Consider the following 21,191-nt stretch of genomic DNA (forward strand, 5'->3'; position numbering starts at 1 on the left):
TTCAAGTACGCGAGGTGGAACGTCATGCAGGGCCAGGATCGCTTCGGGAATGGTATCGATCAGGATGGGGAAAGCGCTCGTGAGAACGTGGCTGCGGACGGATTGCCCACGGTGGGCGGCGAGGTGACAGACGACGCCTCGCGCCAAGTGGCGTTGATCGATACGTCGATCGAGGGCTATGAGGCGATCGCCGAGAGTTTCTCGGACGACGTCGAGGTCATTACCTTCGCCGCCGATGGCACCCTGGGCCAGCTTGCGGAGCTGCTCGGCGGTTATCGCGATCTGCAGGCCATTCATCTCGTCTCTCACGGCAGCACCGGCGCCATCACCCTGGGTGGCGTGGCGATCGATGGCGAGGGCTTGGAGGCCAGTGCCCCGGCGCTGGCCGGTATCGGCAGCGCCTTGAGCGCCGATGGCGACATTCTGCTCTACGGTTGTGACGTGGGAGCCGACGAGCGGGGGCGGGATTTCGTCGACCGCTTCGCCAGCTTGACCGGCGCCGACGTGGCGGCGTCCGATGACGCGACCGGCGCTACCGCGCTGGGTGGTGACTGGGATCTGGAAGTGGCCAGTGGCACGATCGAGGCCTCGGATGCCGGGATCGATGCGGATAACGGCTTCACGGGACTTCTGGCTTCCAGTCAGGATTTCGATTCGACTTCACCTGACTCGGATACAACCGGCACCACCAGCAAGTCGATCGGTGGTTGGACGTTCACGGCGGGTACCGCGACTGACATTGTCAGCGGTTCCTATAGCGATTTAGGTTCGTACGACTTGGGGGGGCTAACTGGTGGCCCCGGTTCTGCAGATGGTGCCGTTGGATGGAACTTTAATACGATCAGCCCCGTTTTGACGTACGGTTTCAAGGCTGCGGATGGCAGTGATTTCAAGCTGGAGTCCTTCGATTTTGGCAGTACCTTGGATGGGGCAGAGACGACAGGAACGATAAAGGTGTATCAGGACGGGAGTCTGGTCGGGCAGTCCAGCTTCGACCTTTCCCAAAGTGGCGGCACCTCCGGCATCACCTATACGCTGGGTGGCAATGTCAGCAGTAGCTCTTATTACGGTGCTTTCAGCTTCGATAGCACTTACCAGAATGTCGATGAAGTAGCGTTCGAATTCACCAATACGGGTACAGGTGTTGCCACGCCGGCCATCGACAATATCGCCGTTTCCGCGGCAGTCGAACCTAACAACGCCCCAGCTTTCTCCAATCTGAATGCCACGCCCGGCTATACCGAAGATGGCAGTGCCGTGGTGCTCGATACGGACGCCACCGTTGCCGATACCGAGCTGGATGCGCTCAATGGCAGCAATGGCGATTACAGCGGTGCCTCGCTGACCGTTGCCCGTAACGGCGGTGCCAATGCCGAGGATATCCTGAGCTTCGACACCAGTGGTGCCTTGTTCACGGTATCCGGTAGCAACCTGCAATCAGGCGGTCTGACGTTTGCGACCTTTACCCAGAATAACGGCACCTTGGCGGTCAATTTTACCTCGTCAGGTACCACGGCGACGACCTCGCTGGTCAATGACGTTCTGCAGCGGCTGACCTATCAGAACGGCTCCGATGCCCCGCCGGCCTCGGTAACGCTCGACTATACGTTCAATGACGGCACGACCGATTCGATCGGCACCAATCAGGTCACGGTGGGTATCACGCCGACCAACGACGCCCCGACGGCTAGCGGCGTGCCCACCAATGTCACGGTCACCGAGGATGCCGCCAGCGATTTCGATCTCTCGGCATTGACCCTGACGGACGTCGATGGTGACAGCCTGACGGTGACGCTGGCGGCGAGTGCCGGCAGCTTTGCGGCCACAAGCGGCGGTGGCGTGACCGTCGGCGGCTCGGGCACGGGGTCACTGACCCTGGCCGGCACGGCCGCCGATATCAACACCTATCTGGATACCGCCAGCAACGTTAAATACACCGGCGCTTCAGACGTCAACGGCAACGGTGCCGCAAGCTTCACGCTCAATGCCAATGATGGCTCGGTGAATCCCCAGGTCGGCGGCGGCAGCATCGACATCACCGCCGTCAACGATGCGCCGGTTCTGAGCGATGCAGCGCCGACGCTGACGACGGTTGCCGAGGATCCCGGCGTGCCGTCGAATGGCTCGACGGCGAATTCTACGCTGGTCTCCGCCTTGATCGACAACGGTGGATCGCTCGACAACTTCAGCGACGTGGACGGCGACTCGGCCGGCATTGCGGTGGTGGGCGTCAATCAGGGCACGCTCTACTATTCCACCGACGGCGGTACAAACTGGAGCCAGCTGACCGGAACGGTTTCTGCGTCGTCGGCGTTGCTCTTGAATGCCGACGCGAACACGCGGGTCTATTTCCAACCGGACGCGAACGTGAACGGTTCGATCTCGGACGCGATCACTTTCAAGGCCTGGGACCGGAGCAGCGGCACGAACGGGGTGACGGGAGCCGACACGACGGCGGGCTCCGCCTTCTCGACGGCCACGGACACGGCCGCGATCACGGTCACGGCAGTCAACGACGTGCCGACGGTGACGGCCTCGGGGGGCACCACGGCCTTTACCGAGGATGCGGGTGCGGTCGCGGTCGATGCCGGCGTCACGCTCGGCGATATCGACAACGCGACCCTGGCGAGTGCCACCGTCTCGATCACCGGGAACTATGCGAGCGGTTCGGACGTGCTCGCCTTCATCAACGACGATGCGAGCAATTTCGGCAATATCACGGCCAGCTTCGCCTCGGGCACGGGCGTTCTCACGCTGACTTCCGCCGGTGCCACGGCCTCGGTGGCGCAGTTCCAGAACGCGATGCGTGCCGTCACTTTCGACAGCACCAGCGACACGCCAAGCACGGCCAACCGCACGATCACCTTCGTCGCCAACGATGGTACGGGCAATAGCAGCGGGTCGACCCAGACCGTTTCGGTCGCGGCGGTGAATGACGCGCCCGTTCTGACCGGATTGAACGGAACCCCCAGCTATACCGAGGGTGACCCGGCGGTAATCCTCGACGCCGATGTGACGGTGATGGATTCGGAGCTCGCCGGTCTCGACGGCGGCAACGGTGATTTCAGCGGGGCGACGCTGAACATCGCCCGCCACGGCGGGGCGAATGCGGTGGATCAGTTCTCCATCGCCACCGGGGGCAATCTGACCGTTGCGGGCTCGTCCATCTCCGCCGGCGGCAACGAGATCGCCAGCTTCGACACCGGTTCGGCTGGCCAGGTGAGCATCACCTTCGCCAATAATGGCACGACCCCGACCACCGCCTTGGTCAACGAAGTGATGCAGGCCGTTCGCTATTCGAATAGCGCGAACGATCCGGCGGGCTCGGTGCAGCTCGACTGGACCTTCAGCGACGCCAATGGCGGTACGCAGGGAAGCGGCGGGACGCAAACTGCGACCGGCTCGACCACCGTGGCCGTCACCAACGTCAACGACGCGCCGACGCTGACCGCGACCGGGCAGGACCCGACCTATATCGAAGGGGCCGCGGCGGCCGATCTCTTTTCTGGCGTGACGGCCGATACGGTGGAGACCACCAACGCCGTCGATCGTTTCGCCTCGATGACGTTGACCGTCACCAACGTGTCCGACGGGGCGAGCGAGATCCTGACCGTCGACGGCTCGGACGTGGCGCTGACCGACGGCAATTCCGTGACCACGGCGGCCAACAGCCTGACGGTCACGGTTTCCGTGTCCGGCGCGACCGCGACGGTCGGCTTTACCGGCGCCAGCCTGACCAATGCGCAGATGCAGACCCTGATCGACGCCATGGGCTATCGCAACACCAGCGACAACCCGACGATGGCCGGGAACCGCGTCGTCACCATCACCGGTATCCAGGATGACGGCGGTGTCGCCAACGGCGGCGCCGACAGTGCCACGCCCAATCTGGTGAGCACGGTGAGTCTGACGGGTGTGAACGATGCGCCGGTGATCGGCAATGTCGCTGGCGATACCAGCCAGATCACGGCCGGTAGCGGCGCGCTCAACGTCACCGGTCTCGACGATGCGACCCTCGCCAACGTCGACTCTGCGGATTACAACGGCGGCAGCCTGACGTTGACCCAGAACACCGGCACGTTCAACGGTAGCTGGGGGCTGGATGGCAGCATCGCCACCGCCGGGGGCGACGGGGCGATCGCCGCGGGCGAGACAATCAGCATCGGTGGCACGGCCATCGGCACGGTCGATGGCAGTAACGACGGGCAGGGCGGGAATACGCTGACCATCGCGTTCAATGGCAACGCGACGAATGCGGCCGTCCTGCAACTGGTTCGTGCCCTGACCTACGACGCGCCCTCCGGGCTCGGCAACCGCATCTTCATGCTGGATCTGGACGATGGGGATGGCACGGCCAATGGCGGCGCCGAGACCGCGTCGGGGAGTTTCACGATTTCGGTGACCCCCAATCCGCCCGTACTGAGCGGGCTCGATGGCGATTCGGTGACCTTCACCGAGGGCGGTTCGCCCGTGCTGCTGGATCTGTCGGGTAATGCCACGGTCACCGATGCGGACAGTACGGACTTCAACAACGGTGCGCTGACGGTGAGCATCGCCGATGGTGGCGATGCCGCCGATGACGTGCTGTCGCTGTCGACGGCCGGTAATGTCTCGCTCGCCGGGGCGACCGCGGGTTCCACCGTCTCGGTGGGAGGGACGGCCGTCGGCACGCTCGCCAACAACATCTCGGCGGGGAACGACCTGGTCGTGCACTTGGATACCAACGCCACGCCGGCGCGTGTGCAGGAGCTGATGCGCGCCTTGACCTACAGCAACACCGATACCGGCACTCCCGACACCACCAGCCGTAGCGTGACCGTCACACTGAACGATGGCAGCGGCGCCGTTTCCCCTCCCTCGACCGTGACGGTGGCGGTGGAGGCCGTCAACGATGCGCCTGTCTTCACCGGCGTCGATGCCACGCCGAGCTTCACCGAGGGCGGGACCGCCGTGGTGCTGGATGGCGATGCCACGATCGCGGACCCCGAACTCGATGCCATGAACGGGGGCGCGGGCAATTATGCCGGCGCCAGTCTGACCCTGGCCCGCCAGGGCGGGGCGAATGCCGACGACGAATTCTCCGCCACCGGCACACTGGGGGCGCTGTCCGAGGGGGCGAGTCTGACCCTGGACGGCAACACCATCGGCACCGTGACCACCAACGGCGGCGGTACTCTGACGCTGACCTTCGACGCCAATGCCACCACGGCGCGGGTGTCGAGCGCGCTGCAGCAGATCGCCTATGCCAATGGCAGCGACGCGCCGCCGGCCAGCGTCGAGATCGCCTATCGCTTCAGCGACGGCAACGGGGGCGCACAGGGCAGTGGCGGGGCGCTGGCCGATGCCGACGATTCGGTGACCGTGACGCTGACCGGCGTCAACGACGCGCCGGTATTCACCACACCCACGGCGTTGAACGTGGCCGAGAACGCCACGGCGGTCACCACCCTGGCCGCCAGCGACGCCGACGGCGATCCGCTGCTCTACAGCATCACCGGCGGTGCCGATGCGGCGCTGTTCTCGCTGGATGCCAACAGCGGGGCGCTGACGTTCAGCGACGCGCCGGACTTCGAGGCACCCAAGGACCAGGACGGTGAGAACGTCTACGAGGTGACCGTCCAGGCCGACGATGGCCGGGACCCGGCGACGCAGACGCTGGCGATCACGGTGACCGACGTCGACGAGACGCCGCCATCTCCGCCCACGCCGCCGACGCCGCCGACGCCGCCCAGCGAGGACGATGGCGACCTGTTCAGCGGTGACGATGGCTCGCCGGTGGACGACGGCATCGACACGGGGCTGACACCCACCGATACCTTTACCCGCACCACCATCGACGGGGCGCCGGCCATCCGTGCCACCACCACCGATCGGGATACCGGCGAAAGTGTGGACGTGATCTCGATCGACCCGGTGACCGATGGCTCCCGGGAGGATGACGACGCCACCACCGGTGACGTCGACGTCGAGGGTGGCAATGGCGTCAGGATCAGTGTCTCGGAGAATACCGGTTTGCTGCTCTTCCAGCGGGTCAGCACCAGCCGTGACGCGCTGCGGACGGTGATCGACCTCGACGGCACGGCGGATGGCGATGCCGAGGATCGCGACGGGCTCGATGGTTTCCTGTCGGGTGTCGGCGGCTTGGGTGGCGGCTTGGGGGGTAGCGGTGTCGGTGTGACCGAGGTCCGGCCGATCACGTCCACGGGCGGAAGTCATCGCATCGGCATCGATATCGGTAACGACAAGACCGTGGTGGTGGTCGACACCAGCGGTCTCGGCGGCGCGGACGGGGAGTCGATCTCGATCACCGGCTCGGGGAGCATCGTGGTGCGCGGCAGCGGTTCGTTCGACGGCAGCGAGCCGCAGGCCGGTGACGACGACATCGACAACGTGCTGGGCGACGACAGCAGCCAGCGCCTGTTCTTCGGCCCCGGCGACGACATCATCCGTGGCCAGGGTGGCGACGACGTGGTGGCCTCCGACGGCGGCAAGGACCTGTTGTTCGGCGGGCGCGGCAACGACACGGTCTCGGGCGGTGTCGACGACGACCGCCTGGTGGGCGGCAGCGGCAACGACACCCTGGACGGCGGTACCGGGGTCGACGTGGCGCGCTTCACCCTCGACCGCGATCAGGTCACGCTGACCCGCGACGCCGAGGGCCGCCTGGTGGTGAGCGAGGCGAACGGCGAGCACGACACCCTGAGCGGGGTCGAACTGCTGCGCTTCAACGACCGGGTCGAACTGGTCGAGGCGCCGTCACTGGTCACGGCGAGCGGCTTCGACGAGGCTTTCTACCTGGCCGACAACCCCGACGTGGCGGCGGCGGTGTCCCGTGGCGACTTCGCCAGCGGCTACGAGCACTACACGCGCTACGGCGCCGACGAGGGGCGCCAGGGCAACGACGGTGTGAGCGGCTTCGACGAGGCCTTCTACCTGGCCCACAACCCCGACGTGGCGGCGGCGGTGTCCCGTGGCGACTTCGCCAGCGGCTACGAGCACTATGAACGCTACGGCGCCGACGAAGGGCGCGAGGGCAACGACGGTGTGAGCGGCTTCGACGAGGATTTCTATCTGTCGCAGAACGCCGATGTCGCCGCCGCCGTGGCGCGGGGCGAGATCACCGCGCTCGATCACTACCGCGACTACGGCGCCCACGAGGGCCGCGACCCGAACGCGCTGTTCGACGAACGCGTCTATCGCGAGGCCAACCCGGACGTCGACGCGGCGATCCAGCGCGGCGAGCTGGACAGCGGCTACCAGCATTACCAGGCCTGGGGCTGGCAGGAGGGGCGCGATCCGTCGGCGTGGTTCGACCTGGATGCCTACCTTCAGCGTCATCCGGACGTCGCCGAGGCCGGCGTGGAGCCGCTGGGGCATTACCTGCGCTATGGCTACGACGAAGGCCGGGTGGTGACGGCTGACGACGACGGGCTGTGGGGCTGATGCCGTCGTGGAGGCTGGGTAGGTCGTGGAGGTGGGGTAGATCATGGAGATAGTGCCGCTGTGGCCGTGAAGATAGCCCAGCGGCATCCCGTGAGCGATGCTGCCGAACCGGCCCTGCTGCCCAACGAGCCGCGCGTCCTTGATGCGGCGCGTCAGCAGGCCCTGACCGAGCAGCACCTGCTGGCGTTTTCCGGCGATCTCGAGGCGTTGTTCCTCACCCTGCGTCGCAGGGTCGACGAACCGTTGCGCCGGGCCTGTCCGGCCAAGCGGGGAAAAGCCTACCCCCTGGGTCAGTGCCTGGAAATCTCGCAGGCGGTGATCCAGCATCTGGCGGGGCTGGAACCGGACGGACTGGCGCTGGAGGCTCGGCACGGGCTGCGGCGACTCCAGGCCTTTCACCAGGCGGGGGGTGTCCTGCGTCAGGTGTGGGGCGACCTGCGCGGTGACTATTTCCAGAATGCCCTCCTGGCCGGCACGCTGTATGTCGATGTCGCCAACGATACCGTCGATCGTGCCAAGCCCCCGGTGGAGATCCTTCCCTTCGCCGAATCCGGCCTGCAGGCCATTGCCGACTATCGTCATTTCGCCCGGGTGGCGGCGGGTTACTGGCGTGGCCGGGCCTTTGCCAACCATGCATTGCCGGCGCTGGCCGCCTACTTCCCGCTGCTGATCGTCACCGAGGATGGCTTCCTGCAGTGTCAGTCGGCCTGCGACTACATGCTGGCTCTCAATGCACGCGCTGGTTTTCGGCCTGCCGAGGCGGTGCTGCGGGATGCGCCGATGAACGCGTCGCTGTTCTCGACACTGCGCCGGCTACTGGAGCCGCTGGCGCTGGCGTGGCCGGCGGATGCCGAGGCGGGACGCAAGGCGGCATTGTTGCATTGCCGGCGGGCCCGTGAAGGCAGCGCCGCCATGGGCCGCGACGCGGCGGTCAGGGCGGTTTTGTCGGTCAATCGACAATTGGCGAGGCACCGGGTGGTGCTGCGTCACTGACAACGCTGCTGCCCGGCGCATAAGGTTGTATCATCGACAGGAGTGGAGTGTGCCTTTTCCCATTTTAGGATAGGCCGTAGACTGTGGCCGATTTTTTACAATGGATGAGGCAATGAAAATACTGGTCACGGGTGGCGCCGGTTTCATCGGTTCGGCGGTGGTGCGCCATGTCATTGGCGACACGCAGCACCGTGTCGTCAACGTCGACAAGCTGACCTACGCGGGCAACCTGGCCTCCCTGGGGGAGGCGGCGCGCAGTGATCGCTATGCCTTCGAGCAGGTCGACATCTGCGATGCCGATGCCCTGCGCGAGGTGTTCGAGCGCCACCAGCCCGACGCGGTGATGCACCTGGCGGCGGAGTCCCATGTGGATCGCTCGATTCACGGGCCTGCGGATTTCATCCAGACCAACCTGGTCGGCACGGGCGTCCTGCTGGAAGCGGCACGCAACTACTACGAGGCCCTGCCGGAAGAGCGGCGCGCGGCGTTCCGCTTTCATCATGTCTCCACCGATGAGGTTTACGGCGATCTCGACGGCCCGGACGGGCTGTTCACCGAAGACACGGCCTATGCCCCCAGCTCGCCCTATTCGGCCAGCAAGGCGGGTTCGGACCATCTGGTGCGCGCCTGGCACCGGACGTTCGGGCTACCCGTCGTGGTGACCAACTGCTCGAACAACTATGGCCCCTACCATTTTCCCGAAAAACTCATCCCCCTGATGATCCTCAATGCCCGGGCGGGCAAGCCGTTACCCGTGTATGGTGATGGGAGTCAGGTGCGTGACTGGCTCTACGTGGAGGATCATGCCCGGGCACTGGTCACGGTGCTGACCTCCGGGGCGATCGGGGAAACCTACAACATCGGTGGGCACAACGAACATCGCAACCTCGAGGTGGTCGAGCGTATCTGCACGCTGCTCGATGAGCTGGCTCCCGAGCATCCGGCCGGGGTGTCGCGTTACGCGGAGCTGATTACCTACGTCAAGGACCGGCCCGGTCACGATCTGCGCTATGCCATCGATGCCGGCAAGATCGAACGCGACCTCGGCTGGCGGCCCCTCGAGACGTTCGAGTCCGGGTTGCGCAAGACGGTGCAGTGGTATCTGGAGAACGACGACTGGGTGGAGGGTGTCACCAGCGGTGCCTATCGTGAGTGGACCTCGCATCACTACGGAATGGATTGAAACGAGTCAGGAAGAGACGCCATGAAGCGCAAGGGTATCATTCTCGCCGGTGGGTCCGGCACTCGCCTGCATCCGGTGACGATATCGGTTTCCAAGCAATTGCTGCCGGTCTACGACAAGCCGATGATCTACTACCCGCTGGCGACGCTGATGCTCGCGGGTATCGACGAGATTCTGGTCATCTCCACGCCTCAGGACACGCCACGTTTCAAGCAGTTGCTGGGTGATGGCAGTCAGTGGGGCATCGCCCTCGATTATGCGGTACAGCCCTCCCCGGACGGGCTGGCTCAGGCCTTCATCATCGCCGAGGAATTTCTCGACGGTGCGCCGAGCTGCCTGGTACTGGGCGACAACATCTTCCATGGTCATGACCTGAAACCGCTGCTCGACAACGCCATGGGGCGGGAGCAGGGGGCCAGCGTGTTCGCCTATCACGTGCATGATCCGGAACGCTACGGCGTGGTCGACTTCGATGCCGAGGGCCGGGCGACCTCTCTCGAGGAGAAACCCGCCGAGCCGAAATCGCCGTTCGCCGTGACCGGGCTCTATTTCTATGACGGCGATGTGGTCGAGATGGCCAAGTCTCTGACGCCGTCGGAACGTGGCGAGCTGGAGATCACCGACATCAACCGTCTGTATCTCGAGCGTGGCGATCTCAACGTCGAGATCATGGGCCGCGGCTTCGCCTGGCTGGATACCGGCACCCACGAGTCGTTGATGGAAGCCTCGCATTTCGTGGCCACCATCGAGCATCGCCAGGGGCTGAAACTGTGCTGTCCCGAGGAAATCGCCTGGCGGCACGGCTGGATCGACGACGACCAGCTCCTGAAGCTGGCCGAGCCGCTGGCGAAGAGCGGCTATGGGCAGTATCTGCGCCGTGTGATCAAGGAAAAGGGAGTGTATCGATGAAGGCGGTAGCGACCGACCTGCCCGAGGTGGTGATCCTCGAACCCAAGGTGTTCGGCGACGCGCGAGGCTTCTTCATGGAGAGCTTCAACCAGCGCGCCTTCGAGGAGGCCACCGGCTGCCGGCGTGACTTCGTGCAGGACAATCACTCCCGCTCACGTCAGGGCGTGCTGCGCGGGCTGCACTACCAGCTCGAGCATACCCAGGGCAAACTGGTACGCGTGACGCATGGCCGTGTCTACGATGTCGCCGTCGACCTGCGTCGCTCCTCGCCCCACTTCGGCCAGTGGGTGGGGGTGGAACTCTCGGCCGACAACCATCGCCAGCTGTGGGTGCCGGAAGGCTTCGGACATGGCTTCGTGGTGTTGTCCGAGAGTGCCGATTTCCTCTACAAGACCACCGATTATTATCATCCGGCCTCGGAGCGCAGCATCCGTTACGACGATCCCGAACTGGGCATCGAGTGGCCGGACGTGCCCAACCTGACCCTGTCCGACAAGGACCTGGCCGGCGCGACGCTGCGCGAGGCGGAGGTCTTCGAATGAGCGACACGCGGCTGGATTATCTGATCCTGGGCGCCAACGGTCAGGTGGGGCGTGAGCTGGAACGCGCCATGCAGCCGTTCGGACGCGGCCTGGCCCTGGGGCGTGGCGATTGCGATCTGGCCGAGCCGGGTGCGGTGGCCGCCACGCTGGCGCGACACGCGCCGGGCGTGGTGATCAACGCCGCCGCCTACACGGCCGTCGACCGTGCCGAGAGCGAGCCCGAGCTGGCCCGGCGCATCAATGCCGACGCCGTGGCGGAGCTGGCGGCGGCCTGCGCAGAGCGCGATATCCCGTTGGTGCACTATTCCACCGACTACGTCTTCGCCGGCGAGGGCGAATCGGCGTACCGGCCGGACGCTTCGACGGCGCCGGCGTCCGTCTACGGGCAGACCAAGCGCGAGGGGGAGCGGGCCATCCTGGCGTCGGGGGCCAAGGCGCTGGTGCTGCGCACGAGCTGGGTCTATGCCGCGCATGGCCACAATTTCGTCAAGACCATGCTGCGCCTGGCGACCACGCACGAGCGATTGACGGTCATCGACGATCAGATCGGCGCGCCGACCTGGGCGGCCACCATCGCTGACGTGACGGCCCTGGCGTTGCATGACTGGCGGCGTGAGGGCTGGTCTTCGGAGAAGGCGGGGGTCCATCACCTGACGGCCGCCGGCGCGACCAGCTGGCATGGCTTTGCAACGGTCGTCTTCGAGGAGGCGGTCGGTCTGGGATTGCTGGATGCGGCGCGTATCCCGACCGTCGAACCGATACCTTCCAGTGACTACCCCCAGCCGGCGCCACGCCCCAGGAACTCCCGGCTGGATACCTCGACGCTGCAGGACGCCTTTGCTGTCCGTCTGCCGGACTGGAGAGACGCCTTGAGAAGCTGCTTGCGTTCCATGCAATGAGCGGGTTCTTGCAAAAATCGGGAAGGTGAGGCCCGCCACGCACGCGACAGTCAGCGTCGAATGGCGGTCACTTCAGCCAGTGTGGTGAATCCGGGGCAAGTCCGCTTCTTCGCGGGACCACACTCCCGGCGGGCCCGAATGAGCAGCGGGACAGGGTGCTGACCCGGGTTTCGCTTCATCATTCGGGCCCTTGTCGACAAACTATGAGAACAGCATCGAAAAGTAGCCTCCGATCAATGCCAGTACCGTCGTCAACGCATAACTGACCGGATAAGGCACGGCAGCCACCGAACTACCCGACTCTTCGATGATCGCATTCAAGCCCGGCGTACTGTTTCGAGCCCCCGTGGCGGCACCATCGGCAATGATCGAGTTGAGGCCAAAGAACTTGAAGCCTATCCAGAAGGCGATGAGAGGGGGGACGAGCGCGCCCAGCGTACCGATCAATGCCAACCACACCAGGGTGTCGCCGCCCAGCGCGGAAATGACCTTGGGACCCACATTCGCAGACAGCACCACGACGAACGCATTCAAGCCAAAGTCCTGAAGAAAGCTTCGCGCCCCTTCATGAACCGGGCCACCGAACTCGGGATTGCGGCTTCGGAAATAACTCACGCCGACCCCGGCGAGAATGCAGCCTGCTGACGTGCCCAGGGAAAAGGGAATCCCCGAGATCGTGACACTGGCAATGCCAACCAGATAGCCTGCCAGCATGGCCAGCGCCAGATAAAGCACCTCGGATTTCATGGTCGGCAGGATCGCGCGCCCCCCCAGTTTCCCCGCCGCGGCCTTGATGGCTGCATCGGGCCCGGTCAAACGCAATACGTCGCCAAAGGAAACGGCACTATCCGGCCCGAGCGGCAATTCGTTGCCGGCTCGGAAAAGCGCCTGTACGACAACGCCTCGCAGACCATGGTTTTCCAGCTCCTGAAGGGTCTTCCCGGAGACGGCGCGAGAACCGACATGCACATCAGCCACTTCTAGAGGGAGGTTCCGGGCAAGCGCTTCATCGGACTCGGGCCCTATCAACTCGCCGTCCTCGAAGATGAGGTCGTGTACATTCTCGCGAACCGTGACAATGTCATTCATGGCAAGCACGAGATTACCGGACAACTCGAGAACCTCATGGTTTCTCACGACCCGCAATATCGGCACCTGCGGGTAGTCTTTGGCCAACTGGGCAAGACTACGGCCGATGAGCTTTTCGTGGGTCACGCGAAATGCGCGCAGGTCATAGGGCGAAAACCCCATGACTAGTGCGCCAGGTGCCCCGGGGACGGGGTGTGTCGCCCCGCCACTGTAGTCGGCTTCGGCCAGTTTCGCGTCCGCCTTGGCATCGCGACCGAAAATCCGTGGCAGATATCGGATTAGCAGGATGATTCCGACACTCGATAGTACATAGCTAATGGCATAGGCGGCGGCCATGTTGGCGCCGACCTCTTCCACCGTCATTCCTGAAGGGGGCGTATAAGCGCCGCTCGACAAGGCGCTCTGACCGACGCCGAGAATCGCCGTGATGGTATAGCTGCCCGAGATCAGGCCGGTCGCATAGCCAGGTGCCAATCCCGCCCAGTCGGCGCCGAAATAGCAGATGACCCAATTCAGTGCCCAAACAATGACGCCGATACCAATGAAGGCGATGCCCCCCTTGCGCAGTCCAGAAAAGAACTGAGGTCCCACTTTCAAGCCCAGGGCATACATGAATAACAAGAGCATGAAGGAGGACAATACGCCAGGAATGGCGTAGGTGATCCCGAAGAAGGCTTGCGCCATCATCGAGATGATGACGCCAACCAGCAGTGAGCCGGCTGTCGAGCCAAGCGAAACGCCCTTGATGTTGACCTTCCCGATCAAGTTGCCCAGCGCCAATGCGAGCAGGATGAACGCAATTGGCTGGTTTCCGAGTAGCTCGAAGAAGCCATGCAGCCCGGTTTCTGTAACGGGTTCTATGCGGTCGAAGATTTGGCCAATGACGCGCTCACCGCCATGGGCCGCGCCATCCTGAGCGATGGCAGGGCCGGCAACCAATAGGGCCAGCAAGCCCGAGTAATGCAGCCCGCCACCTGACATCGACTGAAAACCGCGACGTGTCTCAGCCATGATGGAACCCCGGTTTGGCCGTCGAATGCGGTACGGGGTTCTCCGATAGATGCTTGATGGCACGCTTGATGTCTTCGATCAGTAACAGTACCAGGTCGCGACTCACGCCATGCCGAACCAGGATACGCTGTACGACGGTTTCCTCACGGTTGGAAGGCAACGGATAAGAGGCGATTTGCCATCCCCGCATCCGAAGCCGCTCGGAAAGGTCATAGAGGTTGAATCCATGATCAGCGTCGGTCAACTTGTAGGCCACCGCTGGCAGCCCGCCATGACCGTCGTAAACCATGTCGAACGGCCCGATCTTCGGCAACGCCTTGCCGAGCCACTGAGCCGTATCGGCACAGGCCTGCTGGATATCCGTGTAACCATCACGACCCAGGCGCAGGAAGTTGTAGTACTGGGCGATGATCTCGCCTCCCGGGCGGGAGAAGTTGAGTGCAAAGGTCGGCATGTTGCCGCCGAGATAGTCGACATAGAAGATCAAGTCGTCGGGGAGGTCTTCTTTTGACGCCCAGACGATCCAGCCCACCCCCAGTGGCGCTAGTCCGTACTTGTGGCCCGAGGCATTGATGGAACGGACTCGTTGAATCTGAAAATCCCACACCAGGTCGCGCTGGATGAACGGTGCGATGAAACCGCCGGAGGCGGCATCGACGTGGATCGGAATGTCCAAACCCAGGTCGCGCTCGATAGAATCGAGCTCTCTGGCCAGGGCCTCCACGGGTTCATAGATACCCGTAAATGTCACACCCAGCGTTGCAACGACCCCTATCGTGTTCTCATCGCAGTACTTTCGAAGATCCGAAGGCTGTAATCCCAGGGCGTCCCCTTCCAGAGGGACTTCTCTGATTTCGACATCGAAGTATCGCGCAAATTTTTTCCAGCAAATCTGCACGGGGCCAGTCACGATATTGGGCTTGCTGGTGTCTTTCCCCTCGGCTTCACGGCGTTGGCGCCATTTCCATTTCAAGGCAAGCCCGCCGAGCATGGCCGCTTCGCTGGAACCTGTCGTCGAGCAGCCGATCGTTTCCCAGGACTTCTGTGCATGCCACAAATCGGCAAGAATATGCACACAGCGATTCTCGATCTCGGCCGTCTGGGGATACTCGTCCTTGTCGATCATGTTTTTATCGACGGCATCCGCCATCAACTGCTTGACCTCGTCCTCCACCCAGGTGGTACAGAAAGTCGCAAGGTTCTGGCGTGCATTACCGTCAAGCAATAGTTCGTCACGAACGAGAGAGTAGGCCGCGTGAGGCTCTGTTCGGCCCTGCGGTAGACGAAGCTTGGGCAGGCTGGCTTCCGAGGCATCGGTCGTGTAGATATCGCGGATGCTGGACTGATCATCGGCGTCGACATGGTGAATGGGCATGATGTAATCCTCGCGGTGAGTGAAAGATACACAAACGACCGCGCACCGATGTTTCCATCAGGCCCTTCATTGTTCAGCCTCGGGATGGGTACGGAAAGTTGGCGAGTGCAGGCCGTTTCCGTACAAACCTAAACCGCGTTAGCGAGACAGAAACCCGTGCCAGACCAAGAGTCCCAGCATTGAGCATTGCCAGGCCACTCTAAGCATCCTCGGTCAGCCATCGAGAACCTATCGTTCTCGGTGTGCGCATGTGGTCCACTGACAGGTTAACATTTGCTGCCTAATGATTGGTAGGGTAATGGCCGATTTCTCCTGGCCAGCCGATATGGCCACTTCGTCGAGACGTCACTCAGAGACGGCCCATGACCAGGCAAGCACGGCACAGGTAGTGAGAAAACCTCGTGACGCGGCTCTCGTGACAGCAAGGACGAGGCCTCGATGCTGCCCGGCCGTATCGGCAACTGTGACGCTGCCCGGCTTGGTCTCAAACCCCGTTTCGATGTCCTTTGCAGGATGAGCCGATATGTTCAAAAGTATGTCGCTTGGGTGGGGAAGTGATTAAGGGAGCCATACCTTCAAACCGTGACGACTGAATTGTCGCAGATACAAGACGGATTTTTGTCCATGGTCACAAATTTCAACGGCGTTGTGCTAGAGCCTTTCAGGACTCGGTAATAGACTGACTCGAACCTCTCGGCAGGTTACTCATTGTTTCCTGCCGAGACATGTCGTTAACGGAAGTGGCGGCAGGGTGTCAGTCGGGTCTTGGGAATTCACCCGGAACAATCCCCGGGCGGTAGCGTGTTTTCAAGAGGTATCTGCGGATTTTCTGGTCCTCGCCATTTCAGACCTCAAGCTATGGGCAGAGCCGCCGATGGGGAGAGTATATGAGGGACATGAAGCTTATGGCATGTAAGGGGCCTCCTTGACCGATTTCGTACCCCAAGAGATGTGTGATCGTCTGCTCGAGGTCGTTCGTGAGGCGGGGCAGCGCGTGCTGGCCATCTACGAGCGCGACTTCGACGTCGACACCAAGGCCGATGACAGCCCGCTGACCGAGGCCGACATGGCCGCGCATCATGCGCTGACCGACTGCCTCTCGCGGCTCACGCCCGATTGGCCGGTACTCTCCGAGGAGTCCGGCAAGATCCCCTATGCCGAGCGCCGCCAGTGGACGCGTTACTGGCTGGTCGATCCGCTGGACGGCACCAAGGAGTTCATCAAGCGCAACGGCGAGTTCACCCTCAACGTTGCGCTCGTCGAGAAGGGCGTGCCGGTGTTCGGTATCGTTCATGCGCCGGTCCTCGAGACCACCTGGTGGGGGCAGCAGGGCGCCGGCGCCTGGAAGCAGGTCGGCGCTTCCGACCCTGAGTCGATTCGTGTGCGCCCGCTACCGGACCCGGCGCGGGAAGCCTGGCAGATCGTGGGCAGTCGCTCTCACGGTAGCGCGGCGTTCGAGGCCTTCTGCACGCGGTTGCCGGCCCACGAGCGGGTCTCGATGGGCAGCTCGATCAAGCTGTGCCGGGTGGCGGAAGGCGAGGCCGATCTCTACCCGCGCCTCGCCCCCACCTGCGAATGGGACACTGCCGCCGCTCAGGCCGTGGTGACCGCGGCCGGTGGCCTGGTGCTCGATGTCGATACGCTCGAGCCGTTGCGCTGTAACCAGCAGGAGAGCCTGCTGAATCCCTTCTTCATCGTCTGCGGCCAGCGCGATGCGCGGTGGGAAGTGGCGCTACGCGAGTGTCTGGCCATCGGCGTCGGCGAAGACGCGGTGTCTGCCACGTATGAAACGCCCCGTGAGGTTCGTGATCACGGCAGCAATGCGGATGTGACCTGGAATGTCACCAGCGTGACACCGGCGATGCGTGCGCAGCTCAAGGGCCACGCCGGCAAGTGCATCTGGTTCACCGGGTTGTCCGGCTCCGGCAAGTCCACGCTGGCCAATGCGCTGGAAGTCGAACTCAACCGTCGCGGTTATCACACCATGCTGCTGGACGGCGACAATATCCGCCACGGTCTGTGCAAGGATCTGGGCATGGGCGAGGCGGACCGCACCGAGAACATCCGCCGGCTGGGGGAGATCGCCAAGCTGTTCGCGGATGCCGGCATTGTCGTCATCACCGCCTTCATCTCGCCGTTTCGATCGGACCGCGACGCGGCACGCCAACGGTTCCCGGCGGGGGATTTCGTCGAGGTCCACGTCAGTACGCCGCTGGACGTCTGCGAAAAGCGTGACCCCAAGGGGCTCTACGCAAAGGCACGCCAGGGCCGGATCAAGGATTTCACCGGCATCAACAGCCCCTATGAGCCGCCCGAGTCGGCTGAACTGGTGGTCGATACCACCGTTTCCTCGCCGCAGGACATCATCGGCCAGCTGCTGAACGCCATTTGAAGAGGCGGCCTTCCCGGCACGGGCTCTCGCCCGTGCCTTCTGCCCCGTATACGTCATGCTGTGCCTGCCCGCTCGAAGGCTGCACGGTGCACCAGAGTCAGAGGCGCCACCCTGCATTGCCCGCACAGGCCGGGCGATCCATGCAGTCCCTGTTGTCCGAGCCTCCCATTCGTCATCGCCATGACGTGCCGTGACCTGTGATCCGGGCGTCGGCGGCCGTTGCCTTCGTGCTTTCCCTGATCGTCCGCCCCGTTCTCCCGGTGGTCGCCCCGCTCCAGCAACGAGTTTGTGAATCGCTTCAGGCGCGATAAGATCATGTCGGCCATGGCTGACGATACCGTGAGCGCGCTGAACGTCAGGAACGAGGAGACCGTGGCGTCGCTGTAACTTGCCGTATTTCCTGATGTCCGGTTATCTATGAACCACAGTTCCATCGCGTTTTCCGAGCGTTACCCCGCCAAGCTGATCGTACCCGTGGTGGATGTCCTGGCCCTGGCCGTCGCCGGACTGCTGGCCTTCCGGTTGCGCTTCGGGTTCTTCGATATTCACGATCGCTATGTGCTGGCCATCATCGTCATGGCGTTGCTGGTCATCCTGTTGAACATCATGCAGGGCGCTTACACGCGCTGGCGCATCACCCGCGTGTCGACGCTACTGGGGCGGCTGTGCGTTGTCTGGGCCACCGTGGCGATCCTGGCGACGTCGCTCATCTTTTTCGCGCATGCCGCGGATCGCTACTCACGCTTATGGGTCAGCTATACGCTGGCCATATCATTCGTCATGGCGGGCGGTCTGCGCTTGGTCGCCCAGTTGTTGTTGCGCCAGGCGCGACGGCAGGGTCTCGCCCGGCGCTCGGTCTTTCTCGTCGGGCCCGGTCAGCAACTGGTGCGAGTCGCTCGGGGGATGCGTTCGACCCCGGCGGAGGGGTACTCCATCGCCGGAATCGAGCGCCTTTCGGGTACCCTGGCGCCGGAGCGCATCGAGCGGCTGTGCCAGCGAGTCGTGCACAGCGGCGCTCGAGAGGTCTGGATCTGCGTTCCCCTGGAGATGGGCAGCGTCGTGCGCGGTATCCTCTACGGCTTGCGCAACCAGATGGCGGAAGTCCGCTTCATCCCCGATTTTCAGGACATGCAGTTGCTCAATCATCGGGTGAGTGAAGTGGCCGGTGAGTTCGCGATCGATCTCAGCGTCACGCCCATGACGGAGACGGCGCGCTTTTTCAAACGTGTCGAGGACATCGTTCTGGGGGCCCTGTTCCTGCTGCTGTCGTTGCCCGTATGTGCCGTTATCGCCCTTGTTCTCAAATGGCAGTGTCCCGGGCCCATTGTGTTCAAGCAGTATCGTACCGGGGTCAACGGCAAGCGATTCAAGGTCTACAAGTTCCGCTCCATGGAGGTGCATGACGAGCCGAGCGGGCGGGTGACACAGGCATGTCGCGGCGACCCGCGGGTGACCCGCTTCGGCGCCTTTCTACGCCGGACGTCACTGGACGAATTGCCGCAATTCTACAACGTGCTTCAAGGCCGGATGTCGATCGTCGGGCCAAGGCCCCACGCCCTTGCGCACAACGACCACTACAAGGAGTTGATCGAATCCTACATGAAACGGCACAAGGTGAAGCCCGGGATTACCGGCTGGGCACAGGTCAATGGTTTTCGTGGTGTGACGGATACGATCGACAAGATGGAAAGGCGGGTCGAGCATGATCTCTGGTATATCGATAACTGGTCGCTATGGCTGGACCTGCGCATTATCGCGCTGACCATCATCAAGGGCTTCAGGGGGCCTAACGCCTTTTGAAGCCGATCGTTTAGGAAGCGCTGAACAAATAGGCGAGCGGGACGAAGCGCAAGGCGCCCGGAGCACAGGAACCGCAGCATATGGGGTATATGTGAGGATTCCGACCGGGCTGGCGTTCCAGCACCGCGCAACGCAGCGATTCACCCGCGCAGGCATTTGTGCAGTGTTTCCTTTACACTCCGACTCCGCTGGAAGCTCGAAGACTATGAAGGATCTCGTTTCGTGATCGATTGGCGACGGCAACTATGGCATCAACCGCAATTCTGGCGTTGTCCTCGAGGGGTGTGGTGGGCCGGTGTCGGTGTCCTGCTTCTGTATGGCACCTTTCAGGTGTTGTGGCCGCAAGTCGGGAGCATCGGTGAGTCGTTGACAGCCCTGCTGGGGCTGGTATGCGTGCTCGTCTATGGCAAGGGAATTCGGAATTCGGCGGCATTGTGGCTGCTGCTCGCGGTCATCGCCGTGCAGGTCATTGCCTGGACGTTCGGCTATTTTCATCATCCGCAATGGGTGAAGAGCAATCCGCAGGTCGATCGGCTCGCCAAACTCTTCATCTTCATCGCCGTGGCCTGGTGGCTGGGTGGAAGCACCCGCAACACGCTAGTGCTATGGGGCCTGGCGCTGATCGGGTATCTGATGGCGTCATTCGTGCTGCCCGGGCCGGATGAGTGGTTGAGGGGCCTGCAGGGGCAACGTATCGGTTTCGGGATTCGTAACAACCAGCACGGTTCCATGCTGTTCGGGGTGGCATTACTCGGGACCGTCATCTTCTCGCGACGCTTCATGGCGCCGAAAGGCCGCTGGATCGTCTGGCGCATCGCCGTGTGGAGCGTGGTGTTCGCCATTTGTACCACGGCCGTGGCCATCGGGCAGACGCGCGCCATCTGGCTGGCGCTGGTCGTCGCCCTGCCGGTGGCGGGTGTCATCATGCTGCTGTGGGCAGGCTACCGCGGCATGGGGCGTCGCCTGCTCAAGCCGGTGATGGCGGGGCTGGTGGCGGGGCTGGTCCTGGCCCTCGTGGCCGGCTGGCTGTTCGGCGGCGTGCTGGTCGAGCGTATCACCACCGAGTCTTCCGTCATCGAACAGCTCATGGCCGGCAATATCCAGGACGTGCCGTATTCGAGCATCGGCATCCGGATCCATAGCTGGGTCGCCGCCTTTCAGTGGATCGCCGAGCGTCCGCTGGTCGGTTGGGGCGGAGGAGGGCGCAGCCTGGTGATCGAGCACACCCCCTGGCTGCCGGATGTCGTCAAGCAGCATTTCGGTCACTTGCACAACTTCTTCATCGAAATCTGGGTGGCTTACGGCCTGCTGGGGGTGGCGGCCATCGCCGCCCTGGCCGTCTGGATCGGCAGGGCGACCTGGCTGGCCTGGCGCGGCGGTGCCATGCCCGACGATGTCGCGCTGTTCGGCGCGACCTTCTTCGTCTATTGGATCATCGTCAATCAGTTCGAGTCCTACGACTCGTTCTGGACCGGGGTCTATGTCCACAATCTCGTCGTCGGCGGCCTGGTGACCCATTACTGGCAGTGGCGCTACGGCGAGCGCCGTGCCTGAT

12 protein-coding genes are annotated in these 21,191 nt (G+C 63.3%); 9 read left to right on the forward strand and 3 right to left on the reverse strand.

Annotated elements, in window-relative coordinates; genetic code table 11:
- Nucleotides 1–24 precede the first annotated feature (24 nt).
- The 6 genes from D0901_RS04880 to rfbD all read left to right on the forward strand — a co-directional run bounded on the left by D0901_RS04880 (nucleotide 25) and on the right by rfbD (nucleotide 11,969).
- Nucleotides 25–7,443 (forward strand): DUF4347 domain-containing protein, encoded by a 7,419-nt coding sequence (locus D0901_RS04880; protein WP_129139169.1) that lies wholly within the window; start codon nucleotides 25–27, stop codon nucleotides 7,441–7,443.
- A 60-nt stretch (nucleotides 7,444–7,503) separates the two neighbouring features.
- Complete coding sequence (locus tag D0901_RS04885) at nucleotides 7,504–8,436, forward strand: hypothetical protein (protein WP_129139170.1); 933 nt, start codon at nucleotides 7,504–7,506, stop codon at nucleotides 8,434–8,436.
- Between the two features lie 112 nt (nucleotides 8,437–8,548).
- Nucleotides 8,549–9,619 (forward strand): dTDP-glucose 4,6-dehydratase, encoded by a 1,071-nt coding sequence (gene rfbB, locus D0901_RS04890; RefSeq protein WP_129139171.1) that lies wholly within the window; start codon nucleotides 8,549–8,551, stop codon nucleotides 9,617–9,619.
- 21 nt (nucleotides 9,620–9,640) lie between these two features.
- Nucleotides 9,641–10,528: a glucose-1-phosphate thymidylyltransferase RfbA gene (rfbA, locus tag D0901_RS04895; protein WP_129139172.1), complete on the forward strand. Its 888-nt coding sequence runs from the start codon at nucleotides 9,641–9,643 to the stop codon at nucleotides 10,526–10,528.
- Entirely contained in the window at nucleotides 10,525–11,070 is a 546-nt protein-coding gene (gene rfbC / locus D0901_RS04900; protein WP_129139173.1) for a dTDP-4-dehydrorhamnose 3,5-epimerase, read from the forward strand. Before rfbA ends, rfbC begins: the two co-directional genes overlap by 4 nt.
- On the forward strand, nucleotides 11,067–11,969 hold the full coding sequence (gene rfbD / locus D0901_RS04905; RefSeq protein WP_203234792.1) for a dTDP-4-dehydrorhamnose reductase: 903 nt from the start codon (nucleotides 11,067–11,069) through the stop codon (nucleotides 11,967–11,969). Before rfbC ends, rfbD begins: the two co-directional genes overlap by 4 nt.
- 201 nt (nucleotides 11,970–12,170) lie before the next feature.
- Here the strand turns inward: rfbD and D0901_RS04910 are convergent, their stop codons facing one another.
- Nucleotides 12,171–14,069 (reverse strand): aspartate:alanine exchanger family transporter, encoded by a 1,899-nt coding sequence (locus D0901_RS04910; RefSeq protein WP_129139174.1) that lies wholly within the window; start codon nucleotides 14,067–14,069, stop codon nucleotides 12,171–12,173.
- Nucleotides 14,062–15,444, reverse strand: coding sequence for a glutamate decarboxylase (gene gad / locus D0901_RS04915; protein ID WP_129139175.1), 1,383 nt, complete (start codon nucleotides 15,442–15,444; stop codon nucleotides 14,062–14,064). Before gad ends, D0901_RS04910 begins: the two co-directional genes overlap by 8 nt.
- 925 nt (nucleotides 15,445–16,369) lie before the next feature.
- Here gad and cysQ point away from each other — a divergent pair.
- Nucleotides 16,370–17,836 (forward strand): 3'(2'),5'-bisphosphate nucleotidase CysQ, encoded by a 1,467-nt coding sequence (cysQ, locus tag D0901_RS21380; RefSeq protein WP_325051827.1) that lies wholly within the window; start codon nucleotides 16,370–16,372, stop codon nucleotides 17,834–17,836.
- A 53-nt stretch (nucleotides 17,837–17,889) separates the two neighbouring features.
- On the opposite strand, the gene D0901_RS04930 is transcribed toward cysQ, so the two are convergent.
- Nucleotides 17,890–18,270 (reverse strand): hypothetical protein, encoded by a 381-nt coding sequence (locus D0901_RS04930; protein WP_129139176.1) that lies wholly within the window; start codon nucleotides 18,268–18,270, stop codon nucleotides 17,890–17,892.
- Here D0901_RS04930 and D0901_RS04935 point away from each other — a divergent pair.
- Nucleotides 18,254–19,636, forward strand: a complete 1,383-nt coding sequence (locus D0901_RS04935) for an undecaprenyl-phosphate glucose phosphotransferase (protein ID WP_129139177.1) — start codon at nucleotides 18,254–18,256, stop codon at nucleotides 19,634–19,636. The genes D0901_RS04930 and D0901_RS04935 overlap by 17 nt on opposite strands.
- A 366-nt stretch (nucleotides 19,637–20,002) precedes the next feature.
- Complete coding sequence (locus tag D0901_RS04940; protein WP_233440356.1) at nucleotides 20,003–21,190, forward strand: O-antigen ligase family protein; 1,188 nt, start codon at nucleotides 20,003–20,005, stop codon at nucleotides 21,188–21,190.
- Nucleotide 21,191 lies beyond the last annotated feature (1 nt).

This window comes from Modicisalibacter coralii (assembly GCF_004117855.1).
Taxonomy (GTDB): Bacteria; Pseudomonadota; Gammaproteobacteria; order Pseudomonadales; family Halomonadaceae; genus Modicisalibacter; species Modicisalibacter coralii.

Bases quoted from the DNA above. Each gene is read 5' to 3' on its own strand.
- D0901_RS04880 (WP_129139169.1), top strand. From the start codon at position 25: ATGCAGGGCCAGGATCGCTTCGGGAATGGTATCGATCAGGATGGGGAA.
- rfbB (WP_129139171.1), top strand. From the start codon at position 8,549: ATGAAAATACTGGTCACGGGTGGCGCCGGTTTCATCGGTTCGGCGGTG.
- rfbA (WP_129139172.1), top strand. From the start codon at position 9,641: ATGAAGCGCAAGGGTATCATTCTCGCCGGTGGGTCCGGCACTCGCCTG.
- rfbC (WP_129139173.1), top strand. From the start codon at position 10,525: ATGAAGGCGGTAGCGACCGACCTGCCCGAGGTGGTGATCCTCGAACCC.
- rfbD (WP_203234792.1), top strand. From the start codon at position 11,067: ATGAGCGACACGCGGCTGGATTATCTGATCCTGGGCGCCAACGGTCAG.
- D0901_RS04910 (WP_129139174.1), bottom strand. From the start codon at position 14,069: ATGGCTGAGACACGTCGCGGTTTTCAGTCGATGTCAGGTGGCGGGCTG.
- gad (WP_129139175.1), bottom strand. From the start codon at position 15,444: ATGCCCATTCACCATGTCGACGCCGATGATCAGTCCAGCATCCGCGAT.
- D0901_RS04935 (WP_129139177.1), top strand. From the start codon at position 18,254: ATGAACCACAGTTCCATCGCGTTTTCCGAGCGTTACCCCGCCAAGCTG.
- D0901_RS04930 (WP_129139176.1), bottom strand. From the start codon at position 18,270: ATGGAACTGTGGTTCATAGATAACCGGACATCAGGAAATACGGCAAGT.